Genomic DNA, 26,107 nt, shown 5'->3' with positions numbered 1-26,107 from the left:
AATCACCGCGACAGCTCCTTCAAACCCAGCCGGATCAGCTTGGCACTGTCGGCGCCTTCACCGCCATTTTTCAAGGCGGCGGCGATGGCATTGGCGGCCTGGTCGCGGGAATAGCCGAGATTGGTCAAGGCTGACACTGCGTCGGAAACCGGGGCGGAGGCAACCCCTTCACCCAGTTCCTGCTTGAGGCCGATGGCGCTTCCCGCATCCCCGGTGAAGGCCGGAGCCTTGTTCTTCAATTCGGTGACAAGACGCAGCGCCACTTTCGGGCCGACGCCGGGGGCTCTGGCAATGGCGGGTTTGTCCTGGAGAGCAATGGCATTGGCCAGTTCGGAAGGGGTGAGGGTGGCCAAAATCGCCAGCGCCACCTTGGCACCGACGCCCTGCACGCTTTGCAGGAGATTGAACCATTCCCGCTCCAGCGCGCTCATGAAGCCGAACAATTTCAGCTGGTCTTCGCGCACATAGGTCTCGATGAACAGCACGATGGCTTCACCGGGAGACCCCAGCCGCGCCAGGGTGCGGGACGAACAATGCGCGACGTAACAGACGCCGTGCACATCAACCAGCACATGGTCGTCGCCGATCTCGTCAATGGTGCCTTTGAGCTTGCCAATCATATGCCATATCCAATGAAAAGAGTGATTATCCCGCCAGCGCCCGGCGCATCCGCTCACCGCCGCGATTATGGGCGTGACAGATGGCGATGGCCAAGGCATCGGCCGCATCATTGCCCTTGAATTCGGCCTTCGGCATCAGGATCTTCAGCATCATATGGATCTGCTGCTTATCGCCATGGCCGACGCCGATCACCGATTTCTTCACCGCATTCGGGGCATATTCCGCAACCGGCAAACCGGCGCGGGCAGGTACCAGCATGGCGATGCCACGGGCCTGGCCGAGCTTCAGTGTCGCGACGGCATCCTTGTTGACGAAGGTCTGTTCAACCGCTGCTTCATCCGGCTGGTGGAGATGCACCACATCGGCCAGCCCATCATGCAACTGGCACAGTCTAGAGGCCAGATCCATGTCGCCATCAGACATGACTGTACCCGATGCGATGAAGCGCAATGAATTGCCCAATGTCTCGATAACCCCCCAGCCGGTGCGGCGCAGGCCAGGATCGATACCGATAATGCGAATCGCGCTTGTCATGGAAAAATCCTAATCCTTTTCGCGCCAGATGTGCCAGCAAAAAGTGAACAAAACAAAAACATTTGCTGTGGATTGGGAGTCGATTTGCTCGTATTCTCAAAGCCTGCCCCGCAAAGATGTGATCGTGTCTTTCCTCTCACCGCCTCTGGTATCGGCGCCAGAAGTACATAAATAAAGTCATATCCTCTCATCTGGAGCGCGCTTTATGACATCTGGAAAAACCGTGCCGATTTCCATTCTGGACCTGTCGCCCATCGCTGAAGGGCAGAGCGTGTCGGATGCGCTTTCGGCCTCGCGGCGCATGGCCGTTGCGGCTGAAGAGCATGGTTATACGCGGTTCTGGCTGGCCGAGCATCACGGCATGCCGGGCATTGCCAGCGCGGCGACCTCTATTGTCATTGCCCATGTCGGGGCGGCGACCAAGCGGATTCGCATTGGCTCCGGGGGCATCATGCTGCCCAATCATGCGCCTATGGTGATTGCTGAGCAATTCGGCACGCTCGCGGCGCTGTTTCCGGGCCGGGTCGATCTGGGTCTCGGACGGGCGCCCGGCACCGATATGCGCACAGCCCGCGCCTTGCGCCGCAATATGGAGGCGGGCGTGGATAACTTCCCCCAGGATATCCAGGAGCTGCAATTGCTGCTGGGGCCACCGGTTGGCGATGGCAGCCTGATGGCGGTGCCCGGTGTGAATAGCGATGTGGCTGTGTGGTTGCTGGGTTCCAGCCTCTATAGCGCCCATCTGGCGGCAGCGCTGGGTCTTCCCTATGCCTTTGCATCGCATTTTGCCCCCGATCAACTGTTCGAGGCGATTTCGATCTACCGCGACCGCTTCCAGCCATCCGAGGCCCTCGATAAGCCCTATATGATCGTCGGCGTGATGGGCGCGGTCGCCGAGACGGATCAGGAGGCGCGACGCCTGTTTACCTCCGCCCAGCAGCAATTCATCAACCTGCGGCGTAATGTGCGCAGCCAGTTTCCTCGCCCGGTAGAGACCATGGAGGGTCTGTGGAGCGAAATGGAGCGCTTTGGCGTCGAGCATACGCTGCAACATGCTGTGGTCGGCGGCCCGGCGACAGCGGCTGAAAAGCTATCTCGCTTTCTGAAAAATACCGGCGCTGATGAAGTGATCGTCTCCATGCCGATCCACGATATCGAGGCACGGTTGACATCGGTCCGGCTGTTTGCCGATCTGCAGCGTCAGGCATGCGAAGCGGCGTGACGGCGTGGTAGAGGCCTAAATGCGATCGCGGCATGGTTAAGCAACAGGCTTAATGAGGTCTTAACCTTTGCCCTTCATTATCCAGGGTTGAAACCTGGGGCGTGGCCCCGTCATCCTTTGATTTTGGGGCCTTTCTCATGAAAAGACATCTATTGGCATTGTTTGCCGCCGGCATTCTGGCCGGTCCGGTAAGCGCCGCCGACGTCTATCAGCCAGAACCGCCGCCGCAGGACGCTCCCGAAGTGAGGGTTGCCGATACGTCCGGCTGGTATCTGCGTGGCGATATCGGCTATTCCTTCAACCAGTTGCGTGGTGCGAAATTCTATCAGGGCTCGAATGCCAATCAGGCCAGTTTCGACCGGCATGATCTCGATAACAGCTATACGCTGGGCGCCGGTGTCGGATACCAGATCAACAGTCATCTGCGCACCGATGTAACCTTCGACTATCTCGGCAAGTCGGATTTCACCGGCTCCACCCGTGGGTCCTGCGGTGTCTCAAGCGCCTGTACTTCGCGTGATCTGTCCTCCTTGCAGGCCTATACGCTGATGGCCAATGCCTATGTGGATCTCGGCACCTATGCCTCGTTCACGCCCTATGTCGGCGCCGGTATCGGCGGGTCCTACGTCAAGTGGGACAAGCTGAAAAACACCTCCTGCGCCGATGACGGCAGTGGTTGCGATGGCAGCGAAGAACATGGGGGCCGGGGTAGCTGGCGCTTTGCCTATCAGCTGATGTTTGGCACCTCCATCGATCTCACCTGCGACTGGAAAGCCGATATCGGCTACCGCTTCCGCCAGACGACGGGTGGCAGCATGTTCGGCTACAAGGCCAATGGCGGTCCCGGCAGTGACAAGGGCTTTTACAGCCACGACCTGCATGTCGGCGCCCGCTATCAGTTTGGTGGCTGCCCGACGCCGGTCGCCTATGAGCCGCCACCTCTCGTGTATAAGTGATCGGGCTTACCGCTTGCGAATGCCTGCTGGTCTGGATAGGACCGGCTCGATTTTGAAAAAGCGCCGTGCGTTCGAAAGGACGCACGGCATTTTGTTGTTTTTCATAACTGTCTGCCCCCTTGCATTTCCAGCACTGTCCCATAAAGCTAACAGCACAGGAACGGCTGCTTGGCGAAGGATCTCGTCCGTCAATGGGCTTTTCTGCCCGGATTTACATCACCACTGTCAATCTTTTTGAACGGTCAAAATGAAAATACTCGCTTCCTTCCTGGTCTGGCCGGGCGTGTTCGTGTTCGGCCTGACAGGCTCCTATTTCGCTTTTTCCAGTTCTCATCCGCTGCTTGGCTTCGTCGCCGTCTATCTCTGTGCTTTCGGTCTTCTGGCGCTCAGCGAGCGGTTCCTGCCCTATGAGCTGACCTGGCTGGAAGGCGATGGCGAGACCGTCAACGATGTCGCCCATACGCTGTTGACCAAGGGACTGGTCGAGTTTCTATCGGGTCTGACGGTGATTTTCCCGATGGCCGCCGCCCGGGTGCTGCAACCGCTGACGGTGCTGGAATTTCACCTTTGGCCGGCGGGTCTGCCCATGGTTTTCCAGGTGGTTTTGGGGCTTGTTGTCGCTGAATTCGGCCTTTACTGGGCACATCGGATTGCCCATGAACGGCTGTTCTTCTGGCGGTTCCATGCGCTGCACCACAGCGTTGCCAGGCTCTGGGTGGTCAATACCGGGCGTTTCCATGTAATGGATTCACTGTTCAAGGTGGCGCTTAGCCAGTTGCCGCTCTATCTGCTGGGCGCGCCTGTCGCCGTGTTTCTCTGGGTCGGTGCGGCCACCGCTTTCATCGGCATCCTCACCCATTGCAATGTCGCAGTGCGCACCGGTATTCTCGACTTCGTGTTCAGCACACCGCGCCTGCATCGCTGGCACCATTCGAAGATTTTGCGCGAAGGCAATACCAATTACGGCGAGAACCTGGTCCTTTTCGATCAGATATTCGGGACCTATTACAATCCCGAACACGGACCCAGCACCAATATCGGCATCAGCGGCACGGTGGCCAAGGGGTTCGTTGCTCAATTGGTCCAGCCCTTCACCGTGAAGGGCCAGAGGCAAATTCTCGGGGCTCGGCCGGTCGAGGAGGGGACGCTTGCGCCTCCCGATGTCGTTGCTCAGAATTCGCGCTTGACCAGCACCCTGTCCGCCGACAGCGCTCCGCCACCGAAGGCCGCGTAAAACAGCGCACCGCCGGTCCAGAACAGCGAAGCAAGTTCGGCCTTGGTCTGCACCTGTTCCAGGAAGGTGGTGCCGCCATCGGCAAGCCGCTTGACGGCTTCAGGGGTGAACAACGTGGCGCCGCTTTTAAGGGCATCAATGCCCTCTTGCGTCAAGAATGCATGCCCGTAGGGAAACTTGATGTGAAACCACAGGGTGATGGCCAGCATGATGCCATTGGCGAGCGCGACTGGCCGCGTAAAAAGGCCGATTACAATCAGGAAGCCGCCGAAAAACTGCATGGCGGCCAGCATGGGCGACCAGAGCCAGCCGGGATAGAATCCGAGATTCTGCACGAAACCAATCTGGGCCATGGGCGCCATGATTTTCGGATAGCCCTCGATGACAAGCATGGCGCCGATGGCCACCCGAAAAGCAGTGAAGGCCAGGGGCTCGGCAAATCCCTGATAGAATTTTTCCATGATCGGAAGGAACAGCCGGGTTTTGGCCGACTTGCTGGGTGCGGAATACAGTGTTTCCATTGTCATAGCCAACCTCAATAGGGTTTGTTTTGCGTGTAGGCTGATGTTGCATGGGTCTGGCTGGCGGCTATTGATCTCGGTCAATAAAGTTGCGGAGACGCAACTTGGCGCACGTTTTTCGCGCAGAAGCCCCGCTTTGTGGAGGATTTGGCGGCGGCGGATTGTCGCTGTCGGGCCGATAAAAGTCGCTTGACGAAAATCGTGAACTCGATTAGCAACGACGGCGGGACACCTCTCCCCAACGAGAGGCCATATACCTGGAAGGGTAGTTTGCTATGGTTGATATTACTGCACCCGCTGTACGTACGGAAAATGCTAATTTTTCGTCTGGCCCTTGCTCGAAGCGCCCCGGTTGGGCACTCGACGCTCTCAGTGATGCCCCGCTCGGTCGCTCGCACCGCGCCAAGGTTGGCAAAGACAAGCTGAAGCTGGCCATTGACCTCACTCGTGAAATTCTGAACGTTCCTGCCGATTACCGCATTGGTATCGTTCCCGCATCTGACACCGGCGCTGTTGAAATGGCGCTGTGGTCCCTGCTGGGTGAACGCGGCGTGGACATGCTGTCCTGGGAAAGCTTCGGCGCTGGCTGGGTGACCGATGTGGTCAAACAGCTCAAGCTTGCTGATGTTCGCAAGTTCAATGCCGATTACGGCCTGCTGCCAAACCTTGCCGATGTTGATTTTGACCGCGACGTGGTCTTCACATGGAACGGCACCACCTCGGGCGTTCGCGTTCCTAACGCCGATTTCATCCCGGCTGATCGCAAGGGTCTGACCATCTGCGACGCCACGTCGGCTGCCTTTGCGCAAGCGATGGATTTCTCCAAGCTCGACGTTGTCACCTTCTCCTGGCAGAAGGTTCTGGGCGGCGAGGGCGGTCACGGCATGTTGATCCTTAGCCCCCGCGCTGTTGAGCGTCTTCAGACCTACGCACCGGCTTGGCCGCTGCCGAAGATCTTCCGCCTCACCTCTGGCGGCAAGTTGATTGAAGGCATCTTCAAGGGCGAGACCATCAACACGCCATCGATGCTTTGCGTTGAAGATTATCTGGATGCGCTGAACTGGGCGAAGTCCATCGGTGGTCTTGAAGCCCTGATTGCCCGTGCTGATGCCAATGCCAAAGTGATCTTCGATTTCGTGGCTGCCAATGATTGGATTGCCAACCTTGCACAGGTTGACGAGACCCGTTCCAACACATCTGTCTGCCTGACCATCGCCGATCCAGAGGTTCTGGCGCTCCCCGCTGAAGAGCAGGCCGCTTTTGCCAAGGGAATTGCAACGCTTCTGGAAAAGCAGGGCGTGGCCTATGACATCGGTGCTTACCGCGATGCGCCTGCTGGCCTTCGCATCTGGGCCGGTGCCACCATTGAGACCGCCGACATGCAGGCTTTGATGCCTTGGTTGACCTGGGCTTACCAGACCCAGAAGGCGACTCTTGCCAAGGCTGCTGCCTAAATCCTCTTACGGTTCCGCCACAGGGCGGAACCTTTCTTCCCCATTCATGCTCGTTACAAACGAACTCTTTTAGGAGGCCTCGTCATGGCACCTCGCGTTCTCGTCTCTGATGAATTGTCAGAAACCGCCGTCCAGATTTTCCGCGATCGCGGCGTTGAAGTGGATTTCCAGCCGCAACTCGGCAAGGATAAAGATAAACTGGCCGAGATCATCGGCAATTACGATGGTCTGGCCATCCGTTCGGCCACCAAGGCCACGGAAAAGCTGATTGCTGCCGCCACCAATCTGAAAGTAATTGGTCGCGCTGGTATCGGCGTCGATAATGTTGATATTCCGGCTGCCTCGCGCCGTGGTATCATTGTGATGAACACGCCGTTCGGCAATTCCATCACCACGGCTGAACACGCGATTGCACTGATGTTTGCCGTTGCCCGTCAGCTTCCTGCTGCCGATGCCTCAACACAGGCTGGCAAGTGGGAAAAGTCGAAGTTCATGGGTGTTGAAATCACCGGCAAGGTGCTGGGTGTGATCGGCGCTGGCAACATCGGCGGTATTGTCTGCAAGAAGGCCATCGGTCTGGGCATGCATGTCATCGCTTACGACCCCTTCCTGTCTACGGAGCGCGCGCAGGAAATGGGCGTGAAGAAGGTTGAGCTGGACGAGCTGTTGGCTCAGGCTGATTTCATCACCCTGCACGTGCCCATGACCGACAAGACCCGTGGCATTCTCGGCAAAGAAAACCTTGCCAAGACCAAGCCCGGCGTTCGCATCATCAACTGCGCCCGTGGTGGTCTGGTGGATGAGGCAGCTTTGGCCGAAGCCATCAAGTCTGGCCATGTTGCCGGTGCTGGTTTCGACGTGTTCGAAGTCGAGCCTGCCAAGGAAAGCCCGCTGTTTGGCCTGCCAAACGTGGTTTGCACCCCGCATCTGGGCGCATCCACCACCGAAGCACAGGAAAATGTTGCTTTGCAGGTGGCCGAGCAGATGTCGGATTACCTCGTCAATGGTGCCGTTTCCAACGCCATCAACATGCCGTCGATCACGGCTGAAGAAGCACCGCTTTTGAAGCCGTTCATTCGGTTGGCTGATGTTCTCGGTGCTTTCGTCGGCCAGGTCACAGATGGCGCGATCAAGGAAATTGAAATCCTCTATGATGGCCAGACGGCCACCATGAACACCAAGGCGCTGACGTCTGCTCTACTGGCAGGCCTGATCCGTGCCCAGGTTTCGGATGTCAACATGGTGTCGGCACCGATCATGATCAAGGAAAAGGGCATTGTCCTCTCCGAAGTCAAGCGCGACAAGACCGGCGTTTACGACGGTTACATCAAGCTGACCGTGACCACCGAAAAGCAGACCCGCTCGATTGCCGGTACAGTGTTCTCGGATGGCAAGCCGCGCTTCATCCAGATCAAGGGCATCAATCTCGACGCCGATGTCGGTCCGCACATGATCTACATTTCCAACACCGACGTTCCCGGCATGATCGGCTTCATGGGCACTACGCTCGGCAACGCTGGCGTCAACATCGCCAACTTCCAGCTGGGCCGCGAAAAGGAATCCGGCGACGCGATTGCGTTGCTCTATGTCGATGGCCCGGTCGAACAGACTGTGCTCGATCAGCTGACCGCCAATGCGGCGATCAAGCAGGCCCGGCTTCTGACATTTGCGGTCGAATAATCGACAGTCTTTTTACCAAGCAAAAGCCCGGCATGGAGAAATCCCTGCCGGGCTTTTGTTGTCTGGCGTTCTATCTTGATATCCGTCAATGTGTCGCATGGCGGCTTGTCGCATTGATCTCATGGGCATCTGTTCTATTTTGAATTGAGGTCGTTTCCGTCATGCCTGTCGCTGTCGGGTCCGGTTCCATTGAAGAGGTGCGCTGCCATGTTCGATCAATTCGATGCCGTTCTTCTCGCGCGAATACAGTTTGCCTTCACGGTTTCCTTCCACATTATCTTTCCAGCCTTCTCAATCGGGCTGGCCAGCTATCTGGCCGTGCTGAACGGCTTGTACCTCTGGACCAAAAAACAGGTCTATGTCGAGCTGTTCAATTTCTGGAAGACGATCTTTGCCGTCGCCTTCGGCATGGGCGTGGTGTCGGGCATTGTGATGTCCTATCAGTTCGGCACCAATTGGTCGGTGTTCTCAGATAAGGCCGGGCCGGTGATCGGGCCGCTGATGGGCTATGAGGTGCTGACGGCTTTCTTTCTTGAGGCAGGCTTCCTGGGTGTGATGCTGTTCGGGCTGCAACGGGTCGGGCCGAAGCTGCATTTCTTCGCCACCTGCATGGTGGCTTTCGGCACCTTGATTTCGGCCACCTGGATTCTCGCCGTCAATTCCTGGATGCAGACCCCCGCCGGTTTCGGCATGAACGATAAAGGCCAGTTCATCCCGCTCGACTGGTGGGCGGTGATCTTCAATCCGTCCTTCCCCTATCGGCTGGTGCATATGGTGTTGGCCGCCTATCTCACCACGGCGCTTGTGGTGGGGGCGGTGGGTGCCTGGCATCTGCTGCGCAAGACCGCGCCGCGCCGTGCTGGCAAGATGTTTTCGATGGCGATGGGCATGGTCGCCGTAGTTGCGCCGATCCAGATCCTGGCCGGTGATGCCCACGGGCTGAACACATTGGAACATCAGCCAGTGAAAGTCATGGCCATGGAGGGTCATTACGACAGCCATCCCGATGGCGCGCCGCTCATCCTGTTCGGCATTCCCAATCCCGCCGAAAAACGGGTGGATTATGCCGTCGAGATTCCAAAACTCTCCAGCCTGATCCTCAAACACGACCTCAATGCGCCGCTGGCCGGGCTGGATACCGTGCCGGATGAGCTTGAGCCGCCGGTTGCGGTGATTTTCTGGTCGTTCCGCGTCATGGTTGGCCTGGGCTTTGCCATGCTGGGACTGGGTCTCTGGAGCCTGTGGGCGCGCTATCGCCGCACACTCTATAGCAATGACTGGCTGCACCGCGCCGCTTTTGCCATGGGACCCGCGGGCTTCATCGCGGTATTGAGCGGCTGGATCACCACCGAAGTGGGTCGCCAGCCCTACACGATCTACGGTCATTTGCTGACGGCGCAGTCCCATTCGCCAATTGCCGCGCCTGCGGTGGCGGCCTCGCTGATCGCCTTCATCATCGTCTATTTTTTCGTGTTCGGGGCGGGCACCTTCTACATTTTGCGGCTGATGGCGCGGCTGCCACGCGATCCGACGCCGGAAATCGGCGATGCACCACTGCGCAGTACCGGGATCACACCCGGCCCCGCTCACCACACCCACGGCAAAGGAGGCTCCCATGCCCTTTGATTATGCGTTCCTCTGGGCCGCGATCATCGCCTTTGCGGTGCTGGCCTATGTCATCCTTGACGGCTTTGATCTGGGCGTCGGCCTGCTGTTTCCGTTCTTCAAGAGCGAGCATGACCGTGACCAGATGATGAATTCGGTGGCGCCCGTCTGGGATGGCAACGAGACCTGGCTGGTGCTGGGCGGCGGTGGTTTGATGGCGGTGTTTCCGCTGGCCTATGCCACCATCCTGCCGGCGCTTTACATGCCGATCATTCTGATGCTGCTTGGTCTGATCTTTCGCGGCGTGGCCTTCGAATACCGCTGGCGCACACGGCGCTGGAAGGGCGTTTGGGATGTCGGCTTTACCGGTGGTTCGCTGGTGGCGGGCTTTTCGCAAGGCGTGGCGCTGGGCGCGTTGGTGCAGGGCATTCCGGTCGTTGACCGCGCCTATGCTGGAGGCTGGTGGGACTGGCTGACACCGTTTTCGATTGCAACAGGCGTCGCTCTTGTGTTCGGCTACACGCTGCTGGGCGCAACCTGGCTGGTGTTCAAGACGGTTGGGCCGCTGCGCGCCCAGGCACAACGCTACGCACTTGCTGCCGCCGTACTGACGGTTGGGGCGATGGGCGTGTTCAGCCTGTGGACGCCGTGGTTGAAGCCGCATTATCTCGACCGCTGGTTTACCTTTCCGACAGCGGTGTTTTCCGTCATCGTGCCAATTCTGGTGCTCGGCTGCCTCTATCTGGTGTTCAAGGGCCTGCGCGACGGTAAGGACTGGCTGCCCTTCGTCGCCTCGCTTGCGCTGTTCGTGCTTGGCTATGTCGGCATCGGCATCAGCTTCTATCCCTATATCGTACCCACCTCGGTGACGATCTGGGAAGCGGCGGCGCCAGACACCAGCCTGAAATTCCTATTGGTCGGGGCGGCTATCCTCGTGCCGATCATTCTGATTTATACGACCTATGCCTATTGGGTGTTCCGAGGCAAGATCGATCCGGAAGAAGGGTATCATTGATGGTGGAAGATACGGCGACGCAACCAAAATCCTTAAAACAGAAGATCCTGTGGTTTGCGATTTTCTGGATTGTTGGCGTGGCAGTGGTTGGCGCAGTCGCGGCTTCCATCCGGCTGGTGCTGATGCAGGCATAAGGGTGGGCCGTTTTTTGCGGTCCGGCCCTTAACATCCGACAAGTCCATCGCCATATGGGCAAGGAAGGCTCATTTGGGCAGGAAAGCCCGAAAGGGCGAAGGTTGGAGAGAGGACGTCATGGGAAGAGCAGGCAGGATCATCGGCATCGTGGCAATCGGAGTGGCAGTGACCCTGTCAGCGGTCGATTTCGCGGAGGCCCGCCGGGCCGGAAGCTCCAGCAGTTTTGGCAGCCGTGGCGAGCGCACCTTTAGCGCCCCACCAGCCACCAGCACCGCGCCAACGACCGCAGCCCCCATTCAGCGGAGCATGACACCGAATAACGGTGCGACAACGCCCGGCATGCAGCAGCCCGCTTCGCGCGGTCTGTTCGGTGGCATGGCCGGTGGTTTGATGGGCGGCCTTTTGATGGGTGGTCTGTTCGGCATGTTGCTCGGCGGCGGCTTCGGCGGTGCGGCTGGCATGTTCGGCATGCTGTTCCAGATCTTGCTGATTGGCGGCTTGATCATGCTGGCCATGCGGTTCTTCAACCGCAATCGCACGGCGTCGTCCTATGCCGGTCCGGTCTCGCGCAATGACATGTCGCAGCCGGGGAGTGCTCCGCAAGGTTCGTCCGGGGGATCGCCTAGCGGTTTCGGTGGCTTCTCCATTCCGAAAATGGGATCTGGCGCGGCACTCGGTGCCACTCGTCCGGCCGTTGTTAAGGCCGGTACAGATGATGTCGGCATCGGCCCGAAGGATCTGGAGATTTTCGAGAGCCTGCTGAAAGACATGCAGAAGGCCTATGCAGAGGAAGATTATTCGGCGCTTCGCCGGATCACCACGCCGGAAGCCATGTCCTACCTCGCCGAAGAGCTTGGTGAACACGCGACCAAGGGCGTCAAGAACGAGGTGCGTGATGTCCATCTTCTGCAGGGTGATCTGGCCGAAGCCTGGCGCGAAGGCACTGTTGATTATGCCACCGTCGCTATGCGCTATGAAGCGATCGATGTGATGCGTGACCGCGCCACCGGCGCTGTGGTGGATGGTGATCCCGATCATCCGCAGCAGTCGGTGGAAGTCTGGACCTTCGTGCGCCGCCCCGGTTCGGGCTGGAGCATCTCGGCAATCCAGTCGGCCTGAGACGAACGGACCAACAGCAAAAGCCAAGAGTTATGAGAGCCTCCGATCGCAAGATCGGGGGTTTTTTCATGCGCCGTATTTGTGCGTCCGGCTCTCCATTCATACCAAGGCTATGACATGCTGACGCATCTTCGAGACTTGGTATTAGAGGATCGTGCCGGCTCCGATTGACAGTACACGACGCTTTCGTTTTTACCCGTGGCTTATTCCTCTGGCTTGCTAGCGTTCGTCATGTAAAACGATTCACTGGATCGGTTCATCGGCTTTGCTAACCACTCCTTACCCCTCATGGGGGAGATCGGTAAAAAGCACATACGGCATATCTTTTTAGCGACTGAATATGCTGGAAATAACAAGGTTTCTGTAGGGTAAGTGGTTTCCACATATCGATCTCCCCCCATGAGGAGGAGATGCCCGGCAGGGTAGAGGGGGGGTAAGCGGCATATAAAAATGTTTGCGTCGTGTTACTATTTTACCCGCATTGCGGCCCCAGACCGTATTCTCTTCAGGACACTTGCGGATGTAACGCCAAGCCTCACGGGCAGCGGCGCAGCTGCTGCTCGTAAACGGCGGTGATGGCGGCAAAGCGCTTGGCACCGGCCAAAGCCTCCGGGCGGGCGCGGTAAGCGCCTCGGCGGTAGCCGTCCTGGCCGGAATGGTAGGCCAGATAGATGTTATAGGGGCTGCTGAAGGGGATGCCGTTACGCAGGTGGCTCTGGTAGTGATACCAGCCGATGAAGCGGACGGCGTCGCCGAAATTGGTGCGCCGGGCAAGGTAACGACCCGTTTCACGCTGATAGCGGTCCCAGGTGCCGTCAAGCGCCTGCGAATAGCCATAGGCCGTCGAGACGCGCTTCCACGGAATGAAGCCGAGAATATAGCGTCTGGGTGGCCGGGCACGGGCGCGGAAGCTGGATTCGGTATAGATGGTCGCCAGCAGGATTGGCACCGGAACGCCGTATTCTCGCTCCACCGAGCGGGCGGCGCGTTTCCAGTTTTCAAAGGCCCCGTCCTTCTGCTCGAAGATCGCGCAGGCGTTGCGGATCTGGCTGGGCGGCCGGGCGCAGCTTGCCAAAGCCAGCAAGAGGGCGATGATGAGGATTCTACGCATTACAATCATACCTCTTCTATCACCCCTCATCATATTCGCTAAAATTTAACGAAAAGTTTTCATTTCATTTACCGGTGATAGCCATGGGTTTTGGCCTGCAACCATTGCTGTTGCAGCATGAGACAGTCGGTCTCTTCCCTTTAATATTTCGTTAACACTTCGATCACTAAAGCTTGCGGCAACCACAGCGCTGCCCGTCTTGCAGACGGTGCGAGGACGCTGCACAAAACGACTGGGCCGGATTATTTCGCCTTAAATCAATCCTGATTTAAGAAATGATGCGGTAGGATGGGTTTGACGAGGTAAACGGCTATGAAAACCACAGATGACCAATGTCCCGGCAAGGGTAGTGCCCGTGCCGCACATCGAAACTTGCGACGGATCGGAACGCTTCTGTCGATGCTTGGCGTCGCCTTGGCGGCGTCTTCCTGCGTGGCTGGTATCGATCCGGGCTCAACAGGGTCGATTTCCAAGAAGAAGCCGCTGGCGGCAAAGACACAGGCTGTGGAAAAGGGCGCGCCCGAAGTGGCGATGCTGAAACTCTCCGGTCTGACGGCACCGATCACGGGCAATCGTCATCGCGTCGAGCCAGCATCGGCTTTTCAGACCCTGCTATACCCGACCGCCGGCAAGCTTGGTGAAAACAGCCTGGCAATCGAGATCGGGCTTGCCGACAGCGACCGCTTTCGCCAGATGGCGATGACCGATGAAGCGCCCGCGTCGATCAAGAAACTGTTTCCTGGTGTCAAAATGGTGACCGACACCGCCATTCACCAGAACGGCTATGGGCAATTCGGGGTTGCCACTGGCACGCTCGGCAAAAGCGGCGGCGCCTGCGTTTATGCCTGGCAGGCGGTGAAAGACCCGCGTGCCTTCAAGACCGCGGTCAGCCTGTCCGACAAGTCCGAACTGGAACTGCCGGTGCGGGTCACGCTCCGCTATTGCGACGCCAAGGTGAAGCCGGAACAATTGGCCGATCTGATGCGGACCCTGTCGATCCGCTCGGTCACCAGTCGTAACCTCGATCTGTTGCGATAATCCAGCGCCGCCTGTGGTGCAGGCGGCGCGATAGGTGTTCTGATAAAACCTTACCAGCTTTTCGAAATCTTCAGCGTCACCGTGCGCCCTTCGCCATAGCCGCAGGTCAGCGTGCCCTGGCAGCCGGAGACATATTGCTTGTCGAACAGGTTGGTGACTGTCAGTGCCGCACCCCAGTCGTCTTTCTTGTAACGAATGGCGGCATCGAACAGCACGGCGTCAGGCACTTTTTTGGTATTGGCGTAATCGGCCCAGCTTTCGCCCTGATAGCGAATGCCACCGCCCAGGCTGACGCCCTCAAGCTTTCCGGCCATGACCGTGGTTGGAATGGCGTAATCCAGCCAGGCGGAGGCCAGCATCTTTGGCACGAGATAGGGTGAATTGCCGATCAGCGAGCTATCGGCGTGTTCGAGAATCTCCAGATCCTGATAGGTGAAGGAGGCCAGCGCCTTCCAATCGGCATTCAGCTCGACCTTGCCTTCCAGCTCGAAGCCGCGCGAGCGCACCTCGCCGATCTGGGTGGAGAGAAAGGTCAGTGGATCGGTGACGGTCCAGTTCTTCTTGTCAATCTGGAAGACCGAGGCGGTGATCATGCCCGGAAAGAAGCTCGGCTCGTATTTGACGCCCGCTTCATATTGTTCGCCTTTTTCCGCCTTCAACGGATCGCCCTGGGTCACGCCGATCTGTGGATTGAAGAAGCTGGCGACACTGACATAGGGCGTCAAGCCATTGTCGAATTGATAGGCGAGACCCGCCCGGCCGCTGGCCGCACTCTCATTGCTGTCATAGTCGGCATTGCTGGCGGTACGGTCGTTGGACGTGGTGTAGACATAGTCGTAACGGCCATTCAGCGTGGCGATAAAGCCGCCACCGAAATGGATCTGGTCTTGCACATAGCCGCCGATCTGGTTCTGGCGCAGGATCTGGTTGAGATAGACCGAATTGGCGGGCTGGGTCGTGCCATAGACCGGATCAGTAGCGCTGATCGGCGTGTCGGTGGTGCTGGCCTGCACCTGATCGAGCTGGTAGAATTTGTAATCGACGCCCAGCGTTAGGTCATGCTTCAGCGCTCCGGTCTCGACCTCGCCGTTCAGGTGATTGTCGATGGCGAAGGAATTGACTTCGGTATGGTGGCTGAAGCCAAGCCGTGTCAGGTAGGCATCGCTGCTTGTCGGTTCCGAGAGATAATTGCTGCCGGTGGCCGGATCGTAATACCCATAGGTATAGGGCGTGTTCTCGGCCTTGTTGAGGTAGGAGTAACGAGCCGTCTGCGAAAACGTCCAGCCGTTTTCAAGCTCGTGGCTGAAATCCGTACCCACCATGGTCTGGCGCGAATAGCTGTAGTCGCTGCCCGGCTCACCATAATAGGCATCCCGGTCGATCCGCCCGAAGGAGGCTTTTTCCACCGTGCCGACATAGGGCAGGAAGCCATTGGTGCCGGAGGTCTGGTCGAGATAGGAATAATAGGCATAGACATTCAGCTTGGTGCCATCATCCGGAGCCCAAGTGATTTGCGGCATGATCACGCCACGGAAATCATGGGAATAATCGGCAGCCTTGTCGCCGCCAGCGATCTTGCCAGTCACCCGGTAGCTGACATCGCTGTCCTTGATCGTGTCGCCGGTATCGAAGGTCAGGAAGGCATTGCCATAATTGTTGATGCCGATTTCGGTGGTGAGAAATTTTTCCCCCGTCGGACGCTTGCCGACCATGTTGACAATGCCGCCCGGATTGGAGCCGCCATAGAGAACCGAGGCCGGGCCTTTCAGCACTTCCACCCGCTCCAGCACGATAGGGTCCACCAGAAACCCACCGAAGCCATAGCTCCACAGGTTCAGGCCATCAAGGAAGCTGCCGGTCTGGGTAGCCTCGAAGCCGCGAATATACATCCAGTTGGTGTCGCCATCGGCCCCGAAAGGCTGGGTATAGACGCCGGATGTATAGCGAAGGGCTTCATCGACCTTGTTGGTGACGCCGCGATCGGCCATTTCGGCGGTGCCGATCACCGAGACCGATTGCGGCACTTGTGCGATGGGCGTATCGGATTTCGAGCCTGTCGATGTGCGCTTGGCCACATAGCCATCGACAGGCCCGGTCGCGGTTTCGCTCTTGCCTTCGACGGTGATGGTCGACAATTGCGTGGTGGCGTCTTGCGCATGGACGAGGCCCGGCAGGCACAGCGCCTGCAGGGCAATCCCGGCCATCAGGGCGGCGCGATGCCGGTTTGAGCGATGCTGCCCTTTTGTTTTCCGTGCCTGAACCAATGCCGTCCCCATATCATCACCTTATTGCCGATGCCCCAGCCGGGCATGAATTTCAAATGATGACTAATTAATTCATGTATTTCTGTCGTGCTTGTCGCAAGCATGGACGGCTTGAACGGATTTGGGCAAACCGTGTCCCGCCGCACAGAATTTTAAGGGGTATTGCACCGCGATTGCCGAACCGGGCAGGGCGACTTTCCCAGCCACCTCACCCATCCACCTCAATTGAGCCGGACTCGCCGCCACTCGGACGGCGACAGGCCGACGGCGCGGCGAAAGCTGCGGGCAAAATGGGCGGCGTCGGCAAAGCCGGTTTCGGCGGCAATTACCGTCAGCGGTACGGCGGGGTCGCGCAGCCGCTGCTTGACCGTTTCGATCCGCGCCTTCATCTGCCATTGATGCGGCGACAGGCCCGTCGAGGCCTTGAAGGCGTGGCTGAAATAGGTGGGTGACAGGCCTGCCAGCCCGGCCAATTCCTCCAGCCGGATGGTGCGCAGGCAATGGGCCTCGATGAAATCGCAAACCCGGCGGAGCTGCCAGGCGGCCAGCTTGCTGCGTTTGCGGTTGGGCAGTTGGTGCGTAGGGGTGGGGCGAATGTTCAGCACGTCGATCAGCAGCGCGCTGACCAGCCCATCGCCATAGAGATCGTGCAGGGGATGCGGATTGGCGACATCGGCGGCGATCAGTTCGGCCAGGGCCAGCAGTCGAGGATCATCAAGAAGGTAGCGCGGCTGGTGCAATGCCGCCAGCCCGGCATCCTCGCCCAGTCGGTGCCGCAAGATATCGGCATCGAAATGCAGGTCCAGATGCCGTAGGCTTTTCACCCCGGTGATCGCAGTCGATAGTTCCAACCCGGCGGGAATGAAATGGGCTGCCCTGGCCATCGCTCCGGAAATCCGCTTGCCACCGCCTTCAGCCATGCTGAGGTCGGCCCCATCCTCGCCTGCGGCGTCCAAAAGAATGAACAGACGTGGATCGCTGCTGACATACTGGCCACCCGCGTCGCTTTGGCAATCCACCGACCAGAGATCGGCGACCATGCCGTTCCAATAGCGCCGGTGCAGGCCGGAGGAGACGGACAGTCCGTCGATCTTGCTGGTCATGCGGGGCAGGTAGGACATTGGCCAATCCGGGACAAGTGAGGTGCAGGCGATGGGCAAAACAGAGTTGAAAACACACTTGCGAAGCGGCAAGACTGTGTATAGTTGATTTTTATTATCATGTTTTATCCGCCCAGTTCAAGCTGAGTGGCACCTTGTATTAGGGGATCTTTGATGGGTATTAGAGGATCTTTGATGGCGAGCGAACATCGCAAAATCCTGGCCGCAGGCGAGCCGGAGATGATTTTCGAAACGCAGGCGCTTGGTTTCACCGTCGATGGCCGGGCCTTGTTGCGGGATGTGTCGATCGGTTTCCGTAAGGGTGAGATTTCCGGTCTTGTCGGCCATAATGGTTCGGGCAAATCCACATTGCTGAAGCTTCTCGCCCGCCAGCAAAGCCTGACATCCGGGACGATCCATTTTGCCGGGGCGGATGCCGGCGCGCTTGGCGCGCGCGATTTTGCCCGCAAGGTTGCCTATCTGCCACAGGACGTGACGGCGGCCCATGGCATGACCGTGCGCGAACTGGTGGCCTGCGGACGCTATCCCTGGCATGGCGCGCTTGGCCGGTTTACCGAGGCGGACAAGGCCAAGGTGGAGGAGGCGCTGGACTTGACCCATGTCCTGCCGATGGCGGACCGCATGGTGGATACGTTGTCGGGCGGCGAGCGCCAGCGGGCCTGGATCGCCATGCTGGTGGCGCAGGACAGCGAATGCCTGCTGCTGGATGAGCCGACCTCGGCGCTCGATATCGCCCATCAGATGGATGTGCTGGCGCTGGTGCGCCGCCTGTCGCAGGAAAAGGGTCTGAGCGTCATCATCGTCCTGCATGACATCAACATGGCCAGCCGTTTCTGTGACCGGCTCTATGCGCTGAAGGCCGGGCAATTGATTGCCGAGGGCTCCCCCACGGCTTTGATGACCCGCGAGACGCTGAACGCCATCTACGGCGTCGATATGGACGTCACCCGCCATCCAGGTTTGGAGATCCCGCTCGCCTATGTCTGCTGATCCTTTCCTGCCGCTCAGCCGCCGCCATCTTTTGGCGGGGGGTGTGAGCTTGTTGATGACATCCGTTGCCCGCGCCGACGAAGCCCGGCCCAGCCGCGTCGTTTGCCTGGATTACGGCCTTGCCTCGACCCTGCTGGCCTTCGGGGTCACACCTCTGGCAGTGGCGTCTCTGGCCGATTGGGACAAATGGGTGGAAGAGCCGCGTATGCCTGACGGCGTGATCGATCTCGGCTCGTCCTGGGAGGTCAATTTCGAATTGCTGATCGCCCTGAAGCCCGACCTGATCCTGTCCACGGCCTTTAACGACCCGCTGAACCCGCGGCTGCAAGCCTTGGCGCCGCTGTTTCGCGCCAGCGTTTATGCGCCTGACACCACCGATATCCTGACCGCCTCTTACAGTGCGACGCGGGATCTCGGCAAGGTCATGCGGCTGGAGGCGAGGGCCGAGGCCTTTCTGGCCGAGGCCGATGCGTTTTTTGATGCCTGCCGCGCTCGCCTTGCCCGGCTGAATGCGCCGCCGGTGGCACTGGTCAATTTCATGGATGCCCGCCATGTGCGGGTCTATACGGCACCCGGCCTTTATCACGATGTCCTCCAGCGGCTCGGCCTTACCAATGCATGGACGAAGCCTGGCAATTACTGGGGTTTCGAGCTGATCGGCATCGAGAGTCTGGCGACAATCACCGATCCGCGCGCCCGGCTGATTGCCTTCGAGCCTGTTCCCGCCGATGTCATGCCGGTGCTGGCAAAAAGCCCGCTCTGGCAGGCCTTGCCGATGGCAAAGCCGGAGCGCTTCGCGGTCCTGCCCTCGACCCTGATGTTTGGGATGGTGGTGGAAGCCATGCGCTTCGCGCGCCTGCTGACCGACTACTTGGACAGTCAAGCATGAATATTCCGTTCTCTTCCAGACCGTCCTATCTAGGTCCGCTCCTCGTCACCCTGCTGCTTGCCGGTCTTGGGGGCCTGATGGCATGGCATGGCATCGCACCGGTGCTGGCGCGGCCTGAAAGTGCCGGTTACGACATTGATTATGCCGTGCTTTACAATGCCACCCTGCCGCGTTTGGCGATGGCGTTCATCTGCGGGGGCGCGCTGTCTCTGTCGGGCGCGCTGTTCCAGCAGGTGCTGCGCAATCCGCTGGCCTCGCCGACCACGCTTGGCGTTTCGGCGGGGGCCAATCTCGCCATCGTCCTGGCGCTGCTGCTGTCGCCCGGCCTGCTGGGTTTTGGCCGCGATATGGTGGCGCTGGCCGGGAGCGCCATTGCGGCGGGCCTGGTGCTGCTGATGGGTTTGCGGCGTGGATTTTCACCATTCTCGCTGGTTATGTCCGGGCTGGTGGTCAGCCTGTGGTGCGGGGCGCTATCAAGCGTGCTGGTGCTGCTCAATGAGCGCTATCTGGTCAGCCTGTTCATCTGGGGGGCGGGGTCGCTTGCGCAGCAAAGCTGGGTTCCGGCGCTCACCCTTCTGCCCAAGGTCGGGCTGGTGGCACTGGCCGCTGCCCTGTTGCTGCGGCCGCTTACTCTCGTCGAACTGGGGGAGGCGGGGGCTTCGGCGCTTGGCGTCAAGACCGGCCATCTGCGCGCCGCCGCCATCACGCTTGCGGTGCTGCTGGCGGCTTTCGTCACCAGCGCGGTCGGGGTGATCGGCTTTATCGGGCTTGTGGCGCCAACGCTTGCCCGGTTGACCGGCGCGCGGCGCTCCGGCGCGCTTTTGGTCTGGTCGACCCTGATCGGTGCGGCACTACTATTCTTTGCCGATAGCGCATTGCTGCTGCTTGCCGACCAATTCAGCGATATGCTGCCGACCGGGGCCGTCACCGCCTTGTTCGGTTCGCCGCTGCTGCTGGTGCTGCTGCCGCTGTTGAAAACCCGGCATCGGATCATGGTCGAGCGAGTGCCGAAACCTCGGCATCTTGCCTCGACGCGGACGGTCTTGATCGTGGGGCTGATCGGTGGCGTGATGCTGATTGCCATGGCACTGCTGTTCGGGCGCAGTACCGTCGGCGATTGGGCTTTTCTGTCCCCCTCGCTCTACAGCGAAATTCTGCCTGTGCGCTTTCCCCGCGTGTTGGCCGCTTTTGCCTCTGGCGCCATGCTGGCGGTGGCCGGGTTGATCCTGCAACGGCTGACCGGCAATGAAATGGCCAGCCCCGAAGTGCTGGGCATCAGCGCCGGAGCAACCTTCGGGGTCACGGTGGCGGTGTTCTTCCTGGCGGCGCCAAGTCTTGGCACCCAACTTGGTTTTGCCGCGGCGGGTTCTCTGACTGTGCTGGCGGTGATTTTCCTGTTTGCCGCCCGGGCTGGTTTTGCGCCGGAACGGGTACTGCTGGCGGGCATTGCGCTGAGCGCCATGGTCGATGCCGTGGTCGGCGTACTGGCGGCCAGCGGTGATCCCCGCGCCACCTTCCTGATGCGTTGGATGAGCGGCTCGACCTATAATGTCACGATGACGAGTGCCATCACGGTGACGGTCATCGCCGTGGCTCTGGTGGTGATTGTCGCCCTACTGCGCCGCTGGCTGGATCTGTTGCCGCTGGGGCCATCGGCGGCAGGCGCACTCGGCGTGCCGCTCGCACCCGCCCGCCTGCTGCTGCTGCTGCTGGCAGGTGCTTTGAGCGGAGCGGCAACCCTGACCGTCGGCCCCTTGAGTTTCGTCGGCCTGATGGCCCCGCATCTGGCCCGCGAGGCCGGATTGCTGCGCGCTGGTCCGCAACTGACCGGTGCCGTGTTGATCGGCGGCGTGCTGATGATGATGGCCGACTGGATTGGCCGGACCCTGGTCCACCCTTACGAAATCGCCGCTGGCCTGGTCTCCGCGCTGATCGGCGCGCCGGTGCTGATCCTGCTAATGCGCCGGAGGGCTTGAGGGGCTTTCTTGCACTTCCGTTTCCAGGCATGATTTGCTCGTTGCGATGATGAGGGGGAACGGAGAAAGCCCATGCATAAGGGATCATGTCTTTGCGGCGCTGTTCGCTTTCAAGTGAACGGTGATTTACCGCCGCCGGATGCTTGTCATTGTTCTAAATGCCGTAAGCATTCCGGCCATTATTTTGCCTCGGCCGATGTGCCAAAAGACAAAATAGAGATCCATGGCAGTGACTTTGTCAGTTGGTATCAGTCCTCGGAAAAGGTACGACGCGGCTTCTGCTCAGTCTGCGGAACGTCGCTGTTCTTCGATCCGCCAGCAAGAGACTGGATCGCCGTTGCCATGGGCGCTTTCGATGGTCCCACCCAGACGCGGCTCAAAATGCATATCTTCGTTGCCGACAAGGGTGACTATTACGATATCGCTGACGGTTTGCCGCAGAACGAGCAATAGAGTATCGAGGTGAAAATCCGCATCGTTAAATTCAATTTATCATATTGTTTTAATTATATTTATTTTCAAATCAAATCTTGATTTTCGGTCCAATGGCTAACCAGCCTTGCGGCACGTGCAAAAACCGGCGACTTCTTTCGAAGCCGCCGGTCCAGTTGATTTGTGTTCTGATAACTGCGTACCCGTTACCAGGTATATTTCAGTGTCCCCAAAACCGTGCGGCGGTCGCCGTAGTAGGAGCTGCCGTAATAGGTGGTGGTGACGTATTTCTTGTCGAACAGGTTCTTGGCATTGATCGCGAAGGTGACGTTTTCGGTCACCTTGTAGCTCGCCATGGCATCGACCACGGTATAGGCATCGACCTTCACGGTATTGGCCGAATCGCCGTAGCTGGAGCCGACATAACGGACACCGCCGCCCAGCGTCAGGTCGCCGCGCCAGCCATTGCCGGGAATGGTATAATCGACCCAGGCCGAGGCGGTGTTTCTCGGAACGCGCTCGGGTCGGTTGCCGGCATCGCCGCCGGTACCGTCTTCCTTGATCTCTGCATCCCAATAGGAATAGGCAAGCGTCATGTTCCAGCGGTCGTTGAGCGCCACCTTGCCCTCCACTTCCACGCCGCGCACCCCGACCTTGCCGATCTGGCGCTGTAGTATGGGGGTGACGTTGGAGGGAACATTGGTTTGGGTTATGTCGAACAGGGCGACCGTGAACATGGCGTCGAAACTGTCGGGCTTGTATTTCAAGCCGATTTCATACTGTTCGCCTTCCTGCGGCTTCAAGGAGCCTTCAACGGAATAGCCATTGGCGGTCGGGGTCACCAGCGGCTGGAAGGACGTGGAATAATTGGCATAGGCAGCAAGTTCCGGTGTGATCTTGTAGCTCAAGCCGATCCGCTTGGTGAAGGCTTCCGACGTGTTATTGTCGCTCGTGCCGGTATAGAGATAGTCGGCTTCGGTATTGACGTAATCATAGCGCCCGCCCAGCGTCAGAATCCAGCGGTCATCCAGCGTCAGCTGTTCCTGGGCGTAGACGCCGAGTGCCTTCTGCTTGACCTTCCAATCGAGATAGGGATCGAGAGACACGCAGGAGCGACCGCAATACACCGGATTGTTGATGTCGATGCCCGGGGCCGAGCCATAGCCAATGACTTCATGGGTGCTGTCATAGGCATAGTCAACACCCAGCAAAGTCTTGCTGTCGAGGCGAGCCGTGCTGGTGTCATATTCCAGTTGATTGTCGATGGCGAAGCGATCCGCCACGCCGTCCACGGCATAGGCTTCCCGATTGACGCTCGAATCTGTGCTGGCGCCATAGACTGTCTCATAATCCAGGTCCACATGCGAGTAGCGGGCATTCTGCCGGAAGGTCAGACCCTCGGTGATCTCGTGGCGGAACTCGTAGCCGACATCCTTCTGGATCGTGTCGAACTTGTTGAAGTCCGGCTCGCCGTAGAACCGGGTTGTATCGACGTCGAGACCGGCTGGGAAGCCCAGGGCCGGCGTGGTGTCGCGCTTGTTGTAGTCGGTCAGGAAGGTCAGCGAGGTGCTCTCGTCCGGGCTGATGGTCAGGGCCGGAGCGATGTAGATCCGGTCGTCGTTGGAATAATCCGAGCCCAGGTCGGCGTTCTGCCATTTGGCGGTAATCCGGTAGGTGAAGACCCCGTCCTTGTCGATCGGGCCGCCGAAATCCGTGCCGGTTTCGATATGGTTGTCGCCGAAGGTGGTATAGACCTCGGCATGGAACGTGTCGGTCGGATGCTTGGTGACGGCATTGATCATCCCGCCCGGACCGTTGAGGCCGAACAGAGTGGAGGTCGAGCCTTTCAGCACTTCCACGCGTTCCAGGCCGTAGGGTTCGGTGCGCGCTGCGGTAAACCAGGCGGGAATGCGCGCACTCAGGCCATCGCGATAGATGCCGAGCGTGGTCGTGTCGAAGCCGCGAATACGGTAATAGTCGTAGCGATCGTCGGAGCCGAATTCATCGACAACCACACCGGACGTATAGGCAACGGCAGCCTGCATGTCACTGACGCCGCGCGTTTCCATTTCCTTCAGGGTGACAACGGAGACGGCCTGGGGAATGTCGATGATCGGTGTATCGGTCTTGCTGCCGACAGTCGTCTCCTTGGCGACGATATTGGCATCCGGGCCTGTGGCCGAGGATTTGCCCTGAACGGTAATGGTCGAGAGTTCCGTTTCCTTCTCTTGCGACCAGGCTTGCGAGGCGGCGGCAATCAGCGCCAGACCGGCAATACTGCCCAGCAGCAATTGTCCATGTCTGGACATCATCCGGTCCGCAGGCTGCGCGCGTCCACCGGCCCCCTTCGTCATTTTCGTCATACTCCGCCTTCCTTCATGCTGTCGGCGTGAGGAGATATCCCGTCTCCGTCACAGGCGGACAATATGAACTATACAAACGGAGTCAACTTTAAAATTGACAAATCCACGAAGGTTTTATTTGTTTAAAAATGCCTTTAAAAGATAGAGCTTTTAGAGGTTTTCAGGGAAAACCTAGAGTTTGTCTGGCTCAATCTAAACCTGACAGACTCTCAGTGAAGTAGATGCCGGGATGGAAAAAGGTCGCCAAAATAAAACCAGCCATGGCTGATATTTAAAGGTCTGGTTTTTTGAAGAATGGTAGCGGGAGGCGGACTTGAACCGCCGACCTTGGGGTTATGAATCCCACGCTCTAACCACCTGAGCTATCCCGCCGCACCTCAAGGACTTTTGCTTGTCGAGAAAGCTGTCCGAAGCGATGGGCGGCTTATAAGGCGAGCGTCGTTGCAAAGTCAAGCAGGCAAAATGCAAAAAAGGACCGCTGGTAACGGTCCTGTTGCATTATGTGAATTTTGCCTTGTGACAACAAGCGGTTAGGCGGCTTGCGCGCCCGCCAGAAGCGCCTTCAGGAAGGTCTCGGCTTCGGCCTGGCGTTCCGAGCGTTCGATAAAGCCGCCGCCATAGACACGGGCGTCGGCGCCTTCGCCCGAATAGAGCACGCAGGCCTGTCCCGGCGCAACGCCAGCTTCTCCCATGTCGAGGTCTACATAAATGCCGGTTTCATCGGCATGCAGATGGGCCGGGGCAGGGGGACGGGTGGAGCGCACCTTGGCAAAACAGGCAAAACCGCCGCTTGCCTCATCCTCGATGGCGCGGTCGCCCAGCCAGTTGATGTCGCGCAGATAGACGCGGCGGGTTTCCAGCGCTTCACGCGGCCCGACGATGACCCGGCGCGACCGGGCGTCCAGATAGACGACGTAAAGCGGCTCGCCGGTGGCAACGCCCAAGCCTTTGCGCTGGCCGATCGTATAGTGCAGGATGCCTTCATGCTGGCCCAGAACCCGGCCATCGAGATGGACGATATCGCCGCTCAATGCCGCGTTGGGCTTCAGCTTGTTGATGATATCGGCATATTTGCCCTGCGGCACGAAACAGATATCCTGGCTGTCGGCCTTTTGCGCGACGACGAGGCCCATGTCCTCGGCCAGCTTACGGGTCTCGGCCTTGGACAGGCCGCCCAGCGGAAAGCGCAGATAATCGATCTGTTCCTGGGTGGTGGCAAACAGGAAATAACTCTGGTCGCGCTCGCTGTCGATGGGACGAAACAGGGCGCGGTGGCCCGGATCGTTCGGCAGAGGCGTGGCGCGTGAACGGATATAGTGACCGGTGGCCAGCGCGTCGGCCCCAAGCTCGCGGGCGGTGGCCAGAAGATCGGCGAATTTGACCGTTTGGTTGCAGGCCACGCAGGGGATCGGCGTTTCGCCGGCGATATAGCTGTCCATGAACGGATTGATCACCGTGTCGCGGAAGCGCTGTTCGTAATCCAGCACATAATGGGGAATGCCCAGCGTCTCGCAGACCCGGCGCGCATCGTCGATATCCTGACCGGCGCAACAGGACCCGGCCCGGTGCACGGCGGCGCCATGGTCGTAAAGCTGGAGGGTGATGCCCAGCACATCATAGCCTTCGCGTTTCAAGATTCCGGCCACGACAGAACTATCGACGCCGCCTGACATGGCGACGACAACGCGGGTATCTTCCGGTCTCTTGTCAAAATCCAGCGTATTCACGGGGCGCGTCATTTCTCAAATGTCTGCGAGAAGACCGTTCTCGGCTGCTGCGGGCGGGCCTTGAGCAACGCCATGGGCAGGAAGAGCGGGTCATTCACAA

22 protein-coding genes and 1 tRNA gene are annotated in these 26,107 nt (G+C 59.0%); 14 read left to right on the top strand and 9 right to left on the bottom strand.

Annotated features, from left to right (window positions below):
- Window positions 1–2 precede the first annotated feature (2 nt).
- Entirely contained in the window at window positions 3–620 is a 618-nt protein-coding gene (gene ruvA, locus AVI_RS14280; protein ID WP_015917010.1) for a Holliday junction branch migration protein RuvA, read from the bottom strand.
- A gap of 25 nt (window positions 621–645) precedes the next feature.
- Entirely contained in the window at window positions 646–1,155 is a 510-nt protein-coding gene (ruvC, locus tag AVI_RS14275; protein ID WP_015917009.1) for a crossover junction endodeoxyribonuclease RuvC, read from the bottom strand.
- A 205-nt stretch (window positions 1,156–1,360) separates the two neighbouring features.
- On the opposite strand from ruvC, the gene AVI_RS14270 reads away from it, so the two are divergent.
- The 3 genes from AVI_RS14270 to olsE all read left to right on the top strand — a co-directional run bounded on the left by AVI_RS14270 (window position 1,361) and on the right by olsE (window position 4,567).
- Window positions 1,361–2,377 carry an LLM class flavin-dependent oxidoreductase gene (locus AVI_RS14270; protein WP_015917008.1) on the top strand — a complete coding sequence of 339 codons (1,017 nt, stop codon included), beginning with the start codon at window positions 1,361–1,363 and terminating at the stop codon, window positions 2,375–2,377.
- 137 nt (window positions 2,378–2,514) lie between these two features.
- On the top strand, window positions 2,515–3,333 hold the full coding sequence (locus AVI_RS14265; protein ID WP_015917007.1) for an outer membrane protein: 819 nt from the start codon (window positions 2,515–2,517) through the stop codon (window positions 3,331–3,333).
- Between the two features lie 247 nt (window positions 3,334–3,580).
- Window positions 3,581–4,567: an ornithine lipid hydroxylase OlsE gene (gene olsE, locus AVI_RS14260; RefSeq protein ID WP_015917006.1), complete on the top strand. Its 987-nt coding sequence runs from the start codon at window positions 3,581–3,583 to the stop codon at window positions 4,565–4,567.
- Here the strand turns inward: olsE and AVI_RS14255 are convergent.
- Window positions 4,504–5,094, bottom strand: a complete 591-nt coding sequence (locus tag AVI_RS14255) for a DoxX family protein (RefSeq protein WP_015917005.1) — start codon at window positions 5,092–5,094, stop codon at window positions 4,504–4,506. The genes olsE and AVI_RS14255 overlap by 64 nt on opposite strands.
- Window positions 5,095–5,363: 269 nt before the next feature.
- Between AVI_RS14255 and AVI_RS14250 the strand changes: the two genes are divergently transcribed.
- The 6 genes from AVI_RS14250 (at window position 5,364) to AVI_RS14230 (ending at window position 12,096) form a co-directional block, all read left to right on the top strand.
- On the top strand, window positions 5,364–6,542 hold the full coding sequence (locus tag AVI_RS14250) for a phosphoserine transaminase (RefSeq protein ID WP_015917004.1): 1,179 nt from the start codon (window positions 5,364–5,366) through the stop codon (window positions 6,540–6,542).
- A gap of 84 nt (window positions 6,543–6,626) precedes the next feature.
- On the top strand, window positions 6,627–8,222 hold the full coding sequence (gene serA / locus AVI_RS14245) for a phosphoglycerate dehydrogenase (protein WP_015917003.1): 1,596 nt from the start codon (window positions 6,627–6,629) through the stop codon (window positions 8,220–8,222).
- A 207-nt stretch (window positions 8,223–8,429) separates the two neighbouring features.
- Window positions 8,430–9,848: a cytochrome ubiquinol oxidase subunit I gene (locus tag AVI_RS14240; protein WP_015917002.1), complete on the top strand. Its 1,419-nt coding sequence runs from the start codon at window positions 8,430–8,432 to the stop codon at window positions 9,846–9,848.
- Complete coding sequence (gene cydB, locus AVI_RS14235) at window positions 9,838–10,842, top strand: cytochrome d ubiquinol oxidase subunit II (RefSeq protein WP_015917001.1); 1,005 nt, start codon at window positions 9,838–9,840, stop codon at window positions 10,840–10,842. The genes AVI_RS14240 and cydB overlap by 11 nt, the downstream gene beginning before the upstream one ends.
- Entirely contained in the window at window positions 10,842–10,976 is a 135-nt protein-coding gene (locus AVI_RS30585; RefSeq protein WP_139192459.1) for a DUF2474 domain-containing protein, read from the top strand. Before cydB ends, AVI_RS30585 begins: the two co-directional genes overlap by 1 nt.
- Before the next feature lie 118 nt (window positions 10,977–11,094).
- On the top strand, window positions 11,095–12,096 hold the full coding sequence (locus tag AVI_RS14230) for a Tim44 domain-containing protein (RefSeq protein WP_041697038.1): 1,002 nt from the start codon (window positions 11,095–11,097) through the stop codon (window positions 12,094–12,096).
- A 535-nt stretch (window positions 12,097–12,631) separates the two neighbouring features.
- Here AVI_RS14230 and AVI_RS14225 read toward each other — a convergent pair.
- Entirely contained in the window at window positions 12,632–13,207 is a 576-nt protein-coding gene (locus AVI_RS14225; RefSeq protein ID WP_041697036.1) for a transglycosylase SLT domain-containing protein, read from the bottom strand.
- Window positions 13,208–13,519: 312 nt separating this feature from the next.
- Here AVI_RS14225 and bcsN point away from each other — a divergent pair, with 312 nt between their 5' ends.
- On the top strand, window positions 13,520–14,245 hold the full coding sequence (gene bcsN, locus AVI_RS14220) for a cellulose biosynthesis protein BcsN (protein ID WP_015916998.1): 726 nt from the start codon (window positions 13,520–13,522) through the stop codon (window positions 14,243–14,245).
- Between the two features lie 50 nt (window positions 14,246–14,295).
- Here the strand turns inward: bcsN and AVI_RS14215 are convergent, their stop codons facing one another.
- Together AVI_RS14215 and AVI_RS14210 are read right to left on the bottom strand one after the other, a co-directional pair.
- Entirely contained in the window at window positions 14,296–16,521 is a 2,226-nt protein-coding gene (locus AVI_RS14215; RefSeq protein WP_080517000.1) for a TonB-dependent siderophore receptor, read from the bottom strand.
- A 209-nt stretch (window positions 16,522–16,730) separates the two neighbouring features.
- The gene (locus tag AVI_RS14210; protein WP_041697032.1) at window positions 16,731–17,630 is read right to left on the bottom strand and encodes a helix-turn-helix transcriptional regulator; all 900 of its coding nucleotides are present in this window, start codon (window positions 17,628–17,630) and stop codon (window positions 16,731–16,733) included.
- 174 nt (window positions 17,631–17,804) lie between these two features.
- On the opposite strand from AVI_RS14210, the gene AVI_RS14205 reads away from it, so the two are divergent.
- The 4 genes from AVI_RS14205 (at window position 17,805) to AVI_RS14190 (ending at window position 21,938) form a co-directional block, all read left to right on the top strand.
- Window positions 17,805–18,620, top strand: coding sequence for an ATP-binding cassette domain-containing protein (locus tag AVI_RS14205; RefSeq protein WP_015916995.1), 816 nt, complete (start codon window positions 17,805–17,807; stop codon window positions 18,618–18,620).
- A 7-nt stretch (window positions 18,621–18,627) separates the two neighbouring features.
- Window positions 18,628–19,509 (top strand): ABC transporter substrate-binding protein, encoded by an 882-nt coding sequence (locus AVI_RS14200; protein ID WP_041698191.1) that lies wholly within the window; start codon window positions 18,628–18,630, stop codon window positions 19,507–19,509.
- Window positions 19,506–21,485, top strand: a complete 1,980-nt coding sequence (gene fhuB / locus AVI_RS14195) for a Fe(3+)-hydroxamate ABC transporter permease FhuB (RefSeq protein ID WP_015916993.1) — start codon at window positions 19,506–19,508, stop codon at window positions 21,483–21,485. Before AVI_RS14200 ends, fhuB begins: the two co-directional genes overlap by 4 nt.
- Before the next feature lie 72 nt (window positions 21,486–21,557).
- Window positions 21,558–21,938 carry a GFA family protein gene (locus AVI_RS14190; RefSeq protein ID WP_015916992.1) on the top strand — a complete coding sequence of 127 codons (381 nt, stop codon included), beginning with the start codon at window positions 21,558–21,560 and terminating at the stop codon, window positions 21,936–21,938.
- 185 nt (window positions 21,939–22,123) lie between these two features.
- Here AVI_RS14190 and AVI_RS14185 read toward each other — a convergent pair whose 3' ends face one another.
- From AVI_RS14185 to mnmA, 3 genes are all read right to left on the bottom strand, one after another.
- Window positions 22,124–24,271: a TonB-dependent siderophore receptor gene (locus AVI_RS14185; protein WP_417883639.1), complete on the bottom strand. Its 2,148-nt coding sequence runs from the start codon at window positions 24,269–24,271 to the stop codon at window positions 22,124–22,126.
- A gap of 304 nt (window positions 24,272–24,575) precedes the next feature.
- Window positions 24,576–24,652 (bottom strand) — tRNA-Met (locus AVI_RS14180).
- 158 nt (window positions 24,653–24,810) lie between these two features.
- Window positions 24,811–26,007 (bottom strand): tRNA 2-thiouridine(34) synthase MnmA, encoded by a 1,197-nt coding sequence (mnmA, locus tag AVI_RS14175; protein ID WP_041698190.1) that lies wholly within the window; start codon window positions 26,005–26,007, stop codon window positions 24,811–24,813.
- Between the last annotated feature and the right edge of the window lie 100 nt (window positions 26,008–26,107).

It is taken from the genome of Allorhizobium ampelinum S4, from assembly GCF_000016285.1.
Classification (GTDB): domain Bacteria; phylum Pseudomonadota; class Alphaproteobacteria; order Rhizobiales; family Rhizobiaceae; genus Allorhizobium; species Allorhizobium ampelinum.
The sequence above is the reverse complement of the archived record's forward strand: the minus strand, read 5'-3'. Positions and strand labels throughout refer to the sequence as shown.